The sequence below is a fragment of the Salegentibacter holothuriorum genome (genome assembly GCF_900168045.1).
GTDB lineage: Bacteria > Bacteroidota > Bacteroidia > Flavobacteriales > Flavobacteriaceae > Salegentibacter > Salegentibacter holothuriorum.
Map to the genome: position 1 here is coordinate 607,671 of NZ_FUYY01000002.1, position 14,079 is coordinate 621,749.

General features: G+C 37.3%; 13 protein-coding genes. 11 read left to right on the forward strand and 2 right to left on the reverse strand.

What is annotated here, in order from left to right; translation table 11 throughout:
- The first annotated feature begins 25 nt into the window (after positions 1–25).
- The 8 genes from B5X51_RS07050 (at position 26) to B5X51_RS07085 (ending at position 6,581) form a co-directional block, all read left to right on the forward strand.
- Positions 26–565 (forward strand): YceD family protein, encoded by a 540-nt coding sequence (locus B5X51_RS07050; RefSeq protein ID WP_079720747.1) that lies wholly within the window; start codon positions 26–28, stop codon positions 563–565.
- A 9-nt stretch (positions 566–574) separates the two neighbouring features.
- Complete coding sequence (rpmF, locus tag B5X51_RS07055) at positions 575–772, forward strand: 50S ribosomal protein L32 (protein ID WP_079720325.1); 198 nt, start codon at positions 575–577, stop codon at positions 770–772.
- A 176-nt stretch (positions 773–948) separates the two neighbouring features.
- The gene (locus tag B5X51_RS07060) at positions 949–1,944 is read left to right on the forward strand and encodes a beta-ketoacyl-ACP synthase III (protein ID WP_079720327.1); all 996 of its coding nucleotides are present in this window, start codon (positions 949–951) and stop codon (positions 1,942–1,944) included.
- A gap of 20 nt (positions 1,945–1,964) precedes the next feature.
- Positions 1,965–2,474 (forward strand): acetyl-CoA carboxylase biotin carboxyl carrier protein, encoded by a 510-nt coding sequence (gene accB, locus B5X51_RS07065; RefSeq protein ID WP_079720329.1) that lies wholly within the window; start codon positions 1,965–1,967, stop codon positions 2,472–2,474.
- Between the two features lie 54 nt (positions 2,475–2,528).
- On the forward strand, positions 2,529–3,881 hold the full coding sequence (gene accC, locus B5X51_RS07070) for an acetyl-CoA carboxylase biotin carboxylase subunit (protein WP_079720331.1): 1,353 nt from the start codon (positions 2,529–2,531) through the stop codon (positions 3,879–3,881).
- A 324-nt stretch (positions 3,882–4,205) separates the two neighbouring features.
- Positions 4,206–5,321, forward strand: coding sequence for an NAD(P)/FAD-dependent oxidoreductase (locus B5X51_RS07075; RefSeq protein ID WP_079720334.1), 1,116 nt, complete (start codon positions 4,206–4,208; stop codon positions 5,319–5,321).
- The gene (gene mtgA, locus B5X51_RS07080) at positions 5,318–5,989 is read left to right on the forward strand and encodes a monofunctional biosynthetic peptidoglycan transglycosylase (RefSeq protein WP_079720336.1); all 672 of its coding nucleotides are present in this window, start codon (positions 5,318–5,320) and stop codon (positions 5,987–5,989) included. The genes B5X51_RS07075 and mtgA overlap by 4 nt, the downstream gene beginning before the upstream one ends.
- 139 nt (positions 5,990–6,128) lie before the next feature.
- The gene (locus B5X51_RS07085; protein WP_079720338.1) at positions 6,129–6,581 is read left to right on the forward strand and encodes a transcription elongation factor; all 453 of its coding nucleotides are present in this window, start codon (positions 6,129–6,131) and stop codon (positions 6,579–6,581) included.
- 399 nt (positions 6,582–6,980) lie between these two features.
- Here B5X51_RS07085 and B5X51_RS07095 read toward each other — a convergent pair whose 3' ends face one another.
- Positions 6,981–7,949, reverse strand: coding sequence for an ABC transporter ATP-binding protein (locus tag B5X51_RS07095; RefSeq protein WP_079720341.1), 969 nt, complete (start codon positions 7,947–7,949; stop codon positions 6,981–6,983).
- A gap of 54 nt (positions 7,950–8,003) precedes the next feature.
- A complete protein-coding gene (locus B5X51_RS07100) occupies positions 8,004–9,050 on the reverse strand; it encodes a ferredoxin--NADP reductase (RefSeq protein ID WP_079720343.1) in 1,047 nt (348 codons plus the stop codon).
- 195 nt (positions 9,051–9,245) lie between these two features.
- Here B5X51_RS07100 and B5X51_RS07105 point away from each other — a divergent pair, with 195 nt between their 5' ends.
- The 3 genes from B5X51_RS07105 (at position 9,246) to porW (ending at position 14,069) form a co-directional block, all read left to right on the forward strand.
- The gene (locus B5X51_RS07105) at positions 9,246–10,730 is read left to right on the forward strand and encodes a DUF5687 family protein (protein WP_079720345.1); all 1,485 of its coding nucleotides are present in this window, start codon (positions 9,246–9,248) and stop codon (positions 10,728–10,730) included.
- Between the two features lie 12 nt (positions 10,731–10,742).
- Positions 10,743–11,471 carry an ABC transporter ATP-binding protein gene (locus B5X51_RS07110; RefSeq protein WP_079720346.1) on the forward strand — a complete coding sequence of 243 codons (729 nt, stop codon included), beginning with the start codon at positions 10,743–10,745 and terminating at the stop codon, positions 11,469–11,471.
- Positions 11,472–11,558: 87 nt separating this feature from the next.
- Positions 11,559–14,069, forward strand: a complete 2,511-nt coding sequence (gene porW / locus B5X51_RS07115) for a type IX secretion system periplasmic lipoprotein PorW/SprE (protein ID WP_079720348.1) — start codon at positions 11,559–11,561, stop codon at positions 14,067–14,069.
- Positions 14,070–14,079 lie beyond the last annotated feature (10 nt).

Consider the following 14,079-nt stretch of genomic DNA (forward strand, 5'->3'; position numbering starts at 1 on the left):
GCTCGGGCAAGAAACTGATGATGAGATGAGGAATTTAGCAGCGTATACAATCCCGTTTGTAGGGTTAAAGCTGGGAAAACACCAGTTTGAATACGATATTGAAAATGAGTTCTTTGAGCATTTTGAGTACGACGATCTAAACAGTGCCAATTTAAAGATTGATTTGTTGTTGGAGAAAAAAACAACAATGATGGAGCTTACTTTTAAAGCTTCTGGTTCTGTAAACGTGAATTGTGACATTACCAATGAGCCATATGACCAACCTATTGAGGGAAGTTTGTTTTTGGTGATAAAATTTGGTGATGAGTTTAATGATGAAAATGAAGATTTGCTAATTTTGCCGCATGGGGAATTTGAAGTAAATGTTCAGCAATATATTTACGAACTTATTGTGCTTTCTATACCATTAAAGAGAATTCACCCCGGAGTAGAAGACGGAACTTTAGATTCAGACATACTTGATAAACTTGAAGAATTAAGCATTAGTAATAACGAGAATAAAAATGATGAGGATGATATAGATCCTCGCTGGGATAAATTAAAAAACTTATTAAACGATAAATAATAGCAAGCCATGGCACATCCAAAGAGAAAAATCTCTAAAACAAGAAGAGATAAAAGAAGGACACATTATAAAGCTTCGGTACCTAAAATAGCTACAGATCCTACAACAGGAGAGGCTCATTTATACCACAGAGCACACTGGCATGAAGGTAAATTATATTACCGCGGCCAGATCTTAATTGATAATACTGAAGAAATAGAAGCTTAATTTAACATAGAGCTTTAACTTTTATAAAAACTCTCACCCACGTGAGAGTTTTTTGTTTCAAGTTGAATAAGTGCTAAAAAGACCTTAATTTGCACGCCCAGTCAAAGAAAAATTAGTACTTTTCTTTAGACAATTTTACGTTTTATAAGCGTAAAATGGGTTTAAAAGTCAAATCTATGAATAAAATCACAGCAGCCATTACCGCTGTGGGCACCTACGTGCCCGAGGATGTGTTGACCAACAAAATGTTGGAAGAGATGGTGGAGACCAACGATGAATGGATCTTCAGCAGAACCGGAATTAAAGAACGCCGAATACTTAAAGACCCTAGTAAAGGGACTTCATATTTAGGAATAGAAGCAGCCAAAAATTTAATAGAGAAATCCAACCTGGATCCAAAGGAGATAGATTTGGTGATTCTCGCATCTGTAACTCCAGATTTACCTGTAGCTGCTACAGGTGTCCATATAGCTACTCAAATTGGCGCCACAAATGCCTTTGCATACGATCTTCAAGCTGCTTGTTCAGGTTTTTTATATGCGATGTCTACCGCATCAGCTTACATAGAATCTGGACGTTATAAAAAAGTATTGGTGATTGGAGCTGATAAAATGTCTTCCATAATTGATTATACCGATAGGACTACTTGTATTATCTTTGGTGATGGTGCAGGCGCAGTACTTATGGAACCCAATGAAGAAGGTCTTGGTTTACAGGATGAAATTCTTAGGAGCGATTCTATAGGAAGGGAATCCTTAAAAATAGAAGCTGGTGGTTCTTTAATGCCCCCAACCGAAGAAACTGTAGCCAGAAAATTACATTATGTAAGACAGGATGGTAAAACCGTATTTAAATTTGCGGTGTCTAATATGGCTGGAGTAAGTGAACAAATTATGGAACGCAATAAATTAACAAATGATGATGTAGACTGGCTTATTGCGCACCAGGCGAATAAAAGAATTGTAGGAGCAACGGCTCAGCGTATGGGTCTTGAAGATAAAAAAGTGCTTATGAATATTGAGCGCTATGGAAATACTACATCGGCTACTTTGCCTTTATTGCTTGGCGATTTTGAAAAGCAATTCAAAAAAGGAGATAATTTAGTTTTTGCTTCATTTGGAGGCGGCTTCACCTGGGGAGCTACCTACTTAAAATGGGCATATAATTCTTAAAAAACCAACACCCTAATATTATGGATTTAAAAGAAATTCAGAATTTAATAAAGTTTGTTGCCAAGTCTGGTGCCAGCGAAGTAAAACTGGAGACGGGCGATGTGAAAATCACTATTAGAACAGGCTCAGACGAGAAAGAAACTATTGTTCAACAAGTGCCTATGGGTGGCCAAATGCCACAAATGCCTGCACAACAACAACCACAGCAACAACAAGCCCCGGCACCTGCACAGGAGAATACAGCTGAGAACACTAATGAGCAAAAATCGGCTGGAGAAGACGATTCAAAATATATCACGGTAAAATCTCCAATCATTGGAACTTTTTATCGAAAACCATCTCCAGATAAACCAACATTTGTAGAAGTTGGTGACTCAATTAAAGAAGGCGATGTACTTTGTGTTATTGAAGCTATGAAACTCTTTAATGAAATAGAGAGCGAAGTTTCAGGAAAAATAGTAAAAGTACTGGTAGACGATGCTTCTCCGGTAGAGTTCGATCAGCCTTTATTTTTAGTAGATCCATCATAAATTACCGCCCATTTTGCTTAAGGAACTTTGTCCTGGGCCAAAAAAACAATAGGTATGTTTAAAAAAATATTGATTGCAAACAGGGGCGAGATAGCCTTGCGCGTAATTCGCACCTGTAAAGAAATGGGAATTAGCACAGTTGCGGTTTATTCTACCGCAGATGCTGAAAGCCTTCACGTAAGGTTTGCTGATGAGGCCGTTTGTATAGGCCCTCCACCAAGTAATTTATCTTATCTTAAAATATCCAATATTATCGCTGCCGCGGAAATCACCAACGCCGATGCTATTCATCCCGGTTATGGTTTTCTTTCTGAAAATGCTAAATTTTCAAAGATTTGCGAAGAGCACGATATTAAATTTATTGGTGCTTCTTCTGAAATGATTGGTAAAATGGGAGATAAAGCAACGGCTAAAGCTACAATGAAAGCTGCCGGAGTTCCCTGTGTGCCAGGATCGGAAGGAATCATAAAAGATTTTACCGAATGTAAAAAATTAGCTTTAGAAGTTGGCTACCCGGTAATGCTAAAAGCTACTGCCGGTGGTGGTGGTAAAGGAATGCGTGCCGTGTGGAAGGAAGAAGATCTTCAAGATGCCTGGGATTCTGCAAGACAGGAATCTGCTGCCGCATTTGATAATAACGATATGTATATGGAGAAGCTTATTGAAGAGCCTCGCCATATAGAAATACAGGTTGTTGGAGATAGTAGAGGTAAGGCTTGTCATCTTTCAGAAAGAGATTGCTCGGTACAACGTCGTCACCAGAAATTAACCGAAGAAACTCCATCTCCTTTTATGACCGATAGTCTTCGGAAGAAAATGGGAGAGGCCGCAGTAAAAGCTGCAGAATATATTAAATATGAAGGTGCCGGTACCGTAGAGTTTTTGGTAGATAAACACCGAAATTTCTACTTTATGGAAATGAACACCCGTATCCAGGTAGAGCATCCTATTACCGAGCAGGTGATAGATTACGATCTTATTAGAGAGCAAATTATGGTAGCAGCAGGAGTGCCAATTTCAGGAAAAAATTATTTCCCAAAATTACATTCTATAGAATGCCGAATTAACGCCGAAGATCCCTATAATAATTTTAGGCCTTCTCCCGGTAAGATCACTAATTTACACGCGCCAGGTGGTCACGGAGTAAGAATAGATACACACGTTTACAGCGGGTATATTATTCCGCCAAACTACGATTCTATGATCGCAAAATTGATCACTACCGCCCAAACCAGGGAAGAGGCGATCAATAAAATGAAACGTGCTTTAGATGAGTTTGTGATAGAAGGAATTAAAACTACAATTCCATTCCATAGACAACTTATGGATCACCCTGATTATATTGAAGGGAATTATACCACTAAGTTTATGGAAGATTTTAAAATGAAACCACTCGAAGAAGATTAAGTTTCACCGTCATTCTGAACTTGTTTCAGAATCTAACATCTAGAATACCTAAATATTAGACCTCACAGGTTTCAAAAACCTGTGAGGTCTTTTTATTGTAGGACTTATGACGTCATTCTGAATTTATTTCAGAATCTAACATGTTGAAAAATCCAGAATTTCCCTTCGTTACCCTGTCCCGAAAGCTTTCGGAATTATTTCAGGGTCTAAGATCTTGGAAACCTAAATGCGTTAAAAACTCAGAAAAACATCAAATTATAGCGCTTAGAGTTTTACGTTGTCTCATTATTTATTTCGTATTTTCATTGAAAATTAACCAATTCCATGAACCTATCTTACTGGGAAACCAAAACCTGGTTTTCAAATATTGATTTCTGTATTATCGGAAGCGGGATCACTGGTTTAAACTGTGCGCTAGACTTAAAACAACGTTTCCCCAAGTCTAAAGTCCTGATTTTAGAACGTAGTATTTTACCTAACGGTGCAAGTACTAAAAATGCAGGTTTTGCCTGTTTTGGAAGTGTTTCTGAGATCCTGGATGATCTAAACTCTCATTCCGAAGAAGAAGTGCTTAAACTTGTTCAAAAGCGTTTAAAGGGTTTAAAGTTGATTCGAAATCAGCTGGGAGATCAAAATATTGGTTATAAAGAATATGGCGGCTACGAACTTTTTACAAAAGAAGATGAGGCACTATTGGAGGAGTGTAAAGAGAAATTATTTCAACTCAATAAAATGCTAAAACCGGTGTTTGGTGCCGCGGTATTTAGTGTTCAAAACGATAGTTTCGGATTCCAAAATATCCGGCAAAAAATCATTTTTAATCAATTTGAAGGACAATTAAATACCGGGAAAATGATGGAAGCTCTGCTACATAAAGTGCAGAAGGCCGGCATTAAAATCCTTAATAATATTACCGTAGAAGAATTCACCGAGACCAAAAATTCTGTAAAAATAAAAACCGATAAATTAGAATTTTCAGCAAAGAAATTATTGATCGCTACTAATGGATTTTCAGAAAAATTAGGGATTGCCCAGGTGAAACCGGCACGCGCCCAGGTTTTGATCACCAAACCGATTAAAAATCTAAAGATCAAAGGCACGTTTCATTTAGATAAGGGCTATTATTATTTCAGGAATATTGACAATCGTATTCTTTTTGGAGGCGGAAGAAACCTGGATTTTAAAACCGAAGAAACTACCGAAATCGCTCAAACCGAACTTATTCAACAGAAGCTGGAAGAATTGCTTAATACCACCGTTTTGCCCAAAACGGCCTTTGAAATTGATCATCGCTGGAGCGGAATTATGGGCGTTGGGACACAAAAAAGTCCGATAGTAAAGCAAATTTCAGAAAACGTAGTCTGCGGAGTGCGGTTAGGCGGAATGGGCGTTGCCATTAGTAGTTTAGTAGGAAAAGAACTTTCAGAATTGATAAAATGATAAAAAAGCTATTCAAATTTATCCTGAAACTGATTAGTGTTTTAGTCCTATTTTCCATTTTTATGGTCTTACTATATAAATGGCTTCCGGTGCCGTTCACCCCTTTAATGGCCATTCGCTATTTTGAGAATCCCGAAGAGGAAATTCAACACACCTGGGTGCCGCGGCAAGATATTTCCCGGCATTTGCAATTGGGCGTAATTGCCAGCGAAGATCAAAACTTTGTAAAACATAGTGGTTTTGATATTGAGGCTATAGAAAAGGCTATTGAGGATAATCAGAAAGGAAAGCGAGTTCGGGGTGCCAGTACAATTTCCCAGCAAACCGCAAAAAATGTGTTTTTATGGCCGGGGAGAAATTGGTTGAGAAAAGGCCTGGAGGTTTATTTTACTTTTTTGATTGAAACTTTTTGGAGTAAAGAACGAATTTTAGAGGTTTACCTGAATAGTATAGAAATGGGAAGCGGAGTTTATGGTGCTGAGGCCGCAGCGCAACATTGGTTTAATAAGTCGGCTGCAAATCTTTCGGTTTATGAAGCCGCAGCGATTGCGGCTATTTTACCAAATCCCGGGGAATACAGGGCAAATCCGGCTAGTAATTATATAAATCAAAGAATAAACTGGATTGTAAGGCAAATGCAGAATTATGGAAGATTTACTTTGGAATAAATTTTCAATAATCTCATTTATCGTCAATCTGAATTTATTTCAGATTCTAATACATTGGGTTTACTAACATCTTAGATCCTGAAATAAATTCAGGATGACCACCGTAAAAACTATTTGTCGCTTTTAGCTAAAAAAACTTATGAATTCAATAAAAGAGAAACTTTTTAAGGCTTGCGAAGCCTATTTAGAAGAGCGTATACAGCGTATTGAGGGTTCTTTGGCAGGGCTTGAAGATGACCTGGGAAATGAAACCAAAAGCAGTGCAGGCGATAAATATGAAACCGGCCGGGAAATGATAAACCTGGAAATAAATAAACTGGCGGAGCAACTGCAGCAATTCAAAAGCCTAAAAAATACACTGAATGTTGCAAAAAGTAGAACTAACAATGGTTCTGCACAATTGGGAACTGCGGTAAAGACCAATATGGCTAACTATTTTATCGCGATTCCGGCAAATCGTATTATTATAGATGGCGATGAATATTTTGCCATTGGCGCCAATTCCCCTATCGCGCAATTATTGCTTCATAAAAAAGCCGGAGAAGAAATTACATTTAATGGAAAATCAACTGAAATTCTTGAAGTGTTTTAAATTACAAATACTTAGCCACGAATTCACGAATATTCTATAAAATCGCGCCCCTACTTTCATAGGAGGGGAATGAATTCAGCGCAGCTGAAGAAAGGGGTGGTTGACGACAATAAAACAATTCGTCATTGCGAAGAAGGCACGACTGAAGCAATCTGCACAACTGAAACTCTCATTGAAAAGATTACCGCGCTCCTTCGTTGCTCGTAATGACGATATTAAAGAAGGAAAAAGTAAGGAAACAAGTTCAAACCCCTTCGGTCTGCGGAAACCTCCCCTTGAAAAAATGGCGTTTATCCCTGGATAGTAGGCCTGGTTTTTTGCGCCATAATTTTCTATCTAACGGCTAATGACTACAGTCTATCGACTAGAATTATTCGTGTATTCGTGGCGAAGATTAAATTACTTTAACCTGGCTTCAATTAATTTCTTTGAAACTTTGAGATTTATCTTTTTACCTTCTTTTAATTCCTGTGAATGATTAAAATACACAGTTTTTCCGTTTAAACTGGCTTCAATTAACCAGATTTCGCCTTTAAACCATGATGTTTTTATTGATGCTGCTATGCCTGAATTTTTGGAAAGCTTTATTTCTTCAGGATAAAGAATCACTTTTTTACGGCTGTTTTCGCCTTCAACTAGATCCTTTAGCATAAATTCATTTACATCGCCAAAAAGGGAAGCCACATATTTATTCGGCGGATTTTCATATAATTCCTGCGGCGAATTTTCAGCATAGATTTTAGCATTTTTCAGGACGATGGTTTTATCGGCAAAAGAAAGCGCATCAGTACTATCGTGGGTAGCAACTATACAGGCAATGTTATGTTCTTTTAAGTAAGCGAAGAGTCTTCGGCGTAAATTATTTTTTCTAAAATGGTCTATATGGCTAAAAGGCTCGTCCAGTAAAAGCAATTCGGGTTGCTTGGCCAGCGCCCGTGCCAAAGCTACTCGCTGTTGTTGACCGCCGCTTAAAAGTTTCGCTTTTTTATCGGCAAGCTCTGTCATTTCAACTACTTCCAGCAATTCTTTTATACGCTTCTTCTTTTTCTGGGGATATTGATTGCTGAGGTATTTCCCAATATTATCGGCTACGCTTAAGGGTAACATTAGATCGAAATCTTGTGCCAGGTATTTGAAGGAGGGTTCTCCCGGAACCAGGTTAAAATTTGGGCCTAATAATTCCTTTTCTCCCCAAAAAATATTTCCATCAGTGTGAAGTAAGCCGTAAATAAGTCTAAGTAATGTGCTTTTTCCGCAGCCACTTTCTCCAATCACCGAGAGGTTTTCTCCTTTTTTAAGCTCAAAACCAATGTTCTTTAAAACCGGTTGTTCAGCATAGGCAAAGGAGACATTTTTGAGTTTCAGCATAAAATTGATTTGTACTTAACAAGATAATCTTTTCAGCCTTTCTTGCCAAAGAAACTATACATCGTCGTAATCTACCTTTAGTTTTGGAGTGAGCGGTTGTGCCTGGCAGGTAAGAATTAAGCCTTCTTCGATCTCTTCATCGGTTAGAATCTGATTTTTACGCATTTCGGCTTTTCCTTCTGTAATTCTTGCAATACAACTACTGCAAATCCCACCCTGGCAGGAATAAGGTACATCAAGATCGTGCTCTAACGCGGCGTCCAATACTGTTTCTTTAGTGTCCATAGAGAAAGTAGTTTCTTCGTCGTCTACCATTATGGTAAGTTCGGTTTGGCCTTCTACGTTGGTTTCTATCGTACCGGTATCTTCAGAAGTAAAGAGTTCGTAAAGAATTTTATCCTCAGTAACTCCGTTTTCTTTTAGGACATCACTTACCTGGTTGATCATTTCCTCTGGCCCGCAAAGGTAAAAAGCATCAAAAGCGTGATCTTTAAATTTATTTTTAACTATAAAATTCACCGTACTGGTTTCAATTCTTCCAAAGTGAGAATTATCTTCTCTTGTGCGGCTGTAAACAAATTCAATAAAAAGTCTGTCGGCGAATTTAGCTTGGAGGTCAAGTAATTCCTTAAAGAAGATGGTTTCTTCTGGAGATTTATTTCCGTAAGTAAGTACAAACCTACTTTTGGGTTCTTCGGCTAAAACCGTTTTTATAATAGAAAGTACTGGTGTAATTCCGCTTCCCGCGGCAAAGGCTGCATAAGTCCTGGCTTCACCGGTAGGTTTTAATATAAACTTACCTTCTGGTGGGTGAACTTCCAGGATGTCTCCTGCATTAAGCTTGTTATTAGCGATTACCGAGAATTTTCCGCCTTCTACTTCTTTCACGGTCACTTTAAATTCATCTGAATTTGGTGCCGAACAAAGAGAGTAAGCGCGTCTTAATTCTTCATCGCCTACTTTTGTTTTTATCGTGATATATTGACCCGCGTCAAACTTAAACTCTTCTTTTAAGTTTTCTGGGATATTAAAAGACAAGCTTACTGCCTGTGGGGTTTCCCTAATTACTTCTTTTATCTCTAAAGGAAAAAACGTACTCATCAAAAATTTATTTTTTGCAAAAATACAAAGTATGTGAAATTAAAGAGTGTAACAAATGCCTAAATTTCTATACTTGTAAGATAAGCGATATTGAAAATATTAATATGAACAATATATTAATCTAAATACGCCTTGATTTTTGGGGAGTGCCCTAAGCTTTTTTTAATCCCGATTAGCGGGTAAACTTTTAAAATTATGTTTCAACGGTTTTTATGGTTAGAGTGGAAGTCTTTTTTTCGTTCTGCTAGCCTTGGAAAAAGTATTGGACTAAAAATCCTGCTAATTTTCCTGGCCTTATATTTTTCGGTCGCTTTTCTTGCTTTGGGAATTGGACTCTATCCTTTATTACAGGAATATTTTCCTAATCAGGATCCATTGCAACTAGTAAACAGGTTTGTATTATTATGGCTGGTGTTTGAGCTTGGGTTTAGATTTTTTTTACAAACCTTGCCGGTCCTGGATATAAAACCACTCTTAAATTTACCTATTGCAAGACGAAAAGCAGTGAATTTTGTTTTGAGCAAATCTATATACTCCTTCTTTAATTTTCTGCCGTTATTTATTATAATTCCCTTCGGAATTTTCTGCATTTTTAAGGCTGAATATGGAACCTGGAACCTTATAGGCTGGATGCTTGCTATGATAGCCATTACACAATGTGTGAATTTCCTGAATTTTATTATTAAAAAGAAATTCACCGATGATTTAAAAGCATTAATTCCTGTGATCCTTACTGTTGTTGTGTTGGCAGCTCTGGAATATTTTAAGATTTTTGAAATTAGTTTCTGGTTTGGGAAAATGTTGGATTTCCTTGTTTTAAATCCTTATTTGGCTGTTATTCCTATTATCCTTACTGTAGTTTTGTTTAAATGGAATCAATATAACCTGGAAAGTAAATTTTATCTGGATGCCGGTTTAAAAGAAAAACAAAAGGATGCTGACACCAGGGATTTTGGATGGACTAAAAAATTTGGAGCGCTGGCACCCTTCCTTCAGCAGGACATAAAATTGATTTGGAGAAACAAAAGGCCAAAAACAACAATTTATATGTCTTTTATTCTACTGGGATATGGGATGTTCTTTTATCCTAACGAGGCTTACCAACAATTTGAAGCTTTCTATGTTTTTGTAGGCATATTTATGACCGGTATTTTTATGATCAATTTTGGGCAGTTTGTACCTTCCTGGGATGCTTCATATTATCCTCTAATCATGTCGCAAAATATTCCTGTAAAAGATTACCTGTCTTCTAAAGCTTTGTTGCTTAGCTTTAGTGTGATTATACTGGCTATTCTCACTACACCTTATATCTATTTTGGCTGGAATATTTTATTGATAAATATGGTAGCTGCTTTGTATAATATTGGTGTAAATGTTCCTGTTTTACTATATGCAGGATCCTTTAATAAGAAAAAAATAGACCTGGATAAAAGTCCGTTTATGAACTACCAGGGCACAGGGGCCGCGCAATGGTTGGTTTCTATTCCGTTAATGGTTGTGCCGGTTTTAATTTTCTGGCTTTTAGAATTCTTTATAGGTTTTGAAGCCGCTGTAATTGGGCTTGCAAGCTTGGGAGTGCTTGGGCTTCTTTTACGCGCAAACTTGATGGAATACATTTCGGGAATTTACCGAAAAAGAAAATACGTGATGATTAATGGTTTTAAACAAACCGGCGAATAAAATTTTATAATTATGATAACAGCTACAAACCTTAGTAAAATATACGGCGGAACAAAAGTTCTAAACATTGATCATTTGGATATCCCAACGGGAGAGAGCTTTGGCCTGGTGGGAAATAATGGAGCCGGGAAAACTACCTTTTTTAGCCTTTTGTTGGATTTAATACAGCCTACTACCGGTAACATTTTTAATCACGAAATCACAGTGAGTCAAAGCGAAGATTGGAAGCCTTTTACTTCTTCTTTTATAGATGAAAGTTTTCTTATAGGATATTTAACACCTGAAGAGTATTTTTATTTTGTGGGCGAATTACGTGGGGCTAATAAAGCTGATATCGATTCGTTTTTAGCCAATTTCGAAGATTTTTTCCACGGAGAAATTTTGGGTCGAAGAAAATATTTACGCGATCTCTCTAAAGGAAATCAGAAAAAAGTAGGTATTGTAGCTGCCTTAATAGGAAGTCCGAAAGTGGTGATCTTAGATGAACCTTTTGCCAATTTAGATCCTACCACGCAAATTCGCTTAAAAAAAATTATAAAAGAACTTACCGAAAACAGGGAAACTACCTTGCTAATTTCCAGCCACGATCTTATTCATGTAACCGAAGTTTGTGAGCGCATTGTAGTTTTAGATAAAGGTGAGCCGATTAAGGATATTAAAACCTCTCAAGCTACTTTAAGTGAATTAGAGCGCTATTTTTCTGGTGAAATAGAAGCAACTCAGGCTGAAGAACTATCTTAAATGCGTTTGCATTTGTAAAAAGAAGCGTATTTTTGCACACTAAACTTTCTGATTTTTAGTTATAAAGCCATCGAGAACCGGTTGATTTTGAATACAATTACCAAACTTATTTTACTATTACTCCTGGTAGCGAGTATCGCTGGCTGTTCCCGTAAAAAGAACACCTTTGTAAACCGAAACTGGCACGCAGTTACTACAGAGTATAATACGTTGTACAACGGTAATCTTGGCCTGGAACAGGGAAAGGAAGAGCTTAACCAAAACTACGCCGATAATTACTGGGATATTCTACCCATTGAGCGTATGCAAATTGATGAAAACATTGTTTTGCCTGACAGTATTCGAAATCAGAATTTTGGCTATGCCGAAGAAAAAGCGGTAAAAGCCATTCAGCGTCACTCGATGTTGATAGAAGGAAAAGAAAGAAACCCACAAATAGATGAAGCTTACTTATTACTTGGAAAAGCCCGGTATTTCGATCAGCGTTTTATTCCGGCCTTAGAAGCTTTTAATTATATCTTAAGACGTTATCCTGCCAGTAATAATATTATTCATGCCCGTGTTTGGCGAGAAAAAACGCATATGCGACTGGAGAATAATCGTCTGGCCATCAATAACCTTAAAAAAGTGCTGAATCTGGAGTATCTTGAAGAACAGGATATTGCCGATGCCAGCGCAACAATGGCTCAGGCCTATATTAACCTTCGGCATTTAGACAGTGCTTTGGTCCCGCTAAGTAATGCTGCAGAGTTTACCGGTAAAAATGAAGAAAAAGGCCGTTATTTTTATATACTGGGTCAGCTTTATAATCGTTTAGGGCAAACTGCCGAGGCAAATACTGCTTTTGATGCGGTTATTGAATTAAACAGAAAGTCTCCAAGGATTTATATGATCAATGCTTACGTTCAAAAGGCGCGTAATTTTGAATTAGGTCAGGGAAATAATTATGAATTGAGGGAAATGCTTCGGGATTTGGAAGAAGATCGCGAGAATAGACCGTTTTTAGATAAGATCTATTTTCAAATTGGCGAATATTATAATCGCTTAGATTCTACCGAAACTGCAGTAGATTATTATAAAAAATCGCTAAGAGAACCCGCCAGCGATATTTACCTGCGTTCTATTAATTATGAGATTCTAGCGAATATAAATTTCGACCGAAGCAATTATGTATTGTCAAGTAAATATTTTGACAGTACCCTGGCAGAGATGGATCCTAAACTTAAGGAGTTTAGAACCATAAAGAAAAAAAGAGATAATTTAGAAGATGTAATAAAATATGAAGGCGTGGCTTATAAGAATGATAGCATTCTGCGATTAAGCCAAATGACACCTGCGGCAAAATTAGATTATTTTAAAGATTATACTTCCGGTTTGCGGGCCCAGTTGGAAGCAGATGATGCTAAAGCGGTATTGCCTGCAACTCTGCCGGCAATAACTTCAGGGCAGCAAAATTCGGCGCGTACTTTTTATTTTTATAACGAAGCTAGAGTGCAACTGGGCAGGCAGGAATTTTTAAGTCAGTGGGGAGACCGCCCACTAGCCGATAACTGGCGTTGGGCAGAAGTGAATTTTGATAATGAAGATGCTGTAGCAGAAGAAGCGGGGCTTTCACAACAGGTTTTAGATAACGATCCAAGACTTGATCCTTATACCTATATAAATCAAATTCCGACCGATCTAGCGATTTTAGACTCCATAACCCGCGACAGGGATTTTGCGTATTATCAGTTAGGGATAATTTATAAAGAGAATTTTAGAGAATTTCAAATGGCTGAGGATAGACTGGAGGCTGTTTTAGAAATGTCTTTAGATGAGCGGCTCATTTTGCCTTCAATGTATAATCTATATCAGATTTATCAAACCACAAATCAGAGTTTTAGAGCTGAAGAAATAAAGCAGGAAATCTTGGGGAATTACCCGGATTCTCGTTACGCTGCCTATATTTTAAACCCTGAAAGCATCCTGGAAGATGAGAATTCTCCTGAAGCAATTTATACCGAGCTTTATCGTGATTTTGAAACGCAAAATTTCAAGGAGGTGATTGCAGAAACCAATAGATATACTTCTGAATTTGCCGGAGATGCAATTGTTCCTAAACTAGAACTTCTAAAAGCCCAGGCTAGCGGTAGACTTTTAGGTTTGGAAGCTTATAAAAGCGCATTGAATCACGTGGCTTTAACTTATCCGCAAACACAGGAAGGAAAAAAGGCGCAGGAAATCTTAAATAAAACGATACCGCAGTTAAGTGGTTTGGAATTTAATACCGATAGTCTTCAGCAAAATTACAAATTGCTTTATAAGTTTGAGATTTTAGAACAGGAAGCGGCTTTAGCTTTAAAAGAAAAAATAGAGACAGCAATTTCAGAAATTAAGTACGATCATCTTTCAGTTTCTATAGATGTTTATAGTCCGGAAGAGGTTTTTGTAATGGTACACGGCCTTAAAGATCTTAATAGAGCTAAAGGTTTTGCGGAATTGCTGGAGATAAATGAAGATTATTTAGTTGAAAAAGAATCAATTCAAATTTCAACAGAAAATTATAGAATCATCCAAATTCATAAGAATTTAGAAAAATATCCAAAACCAATCAAATAGGGTTTTTCAG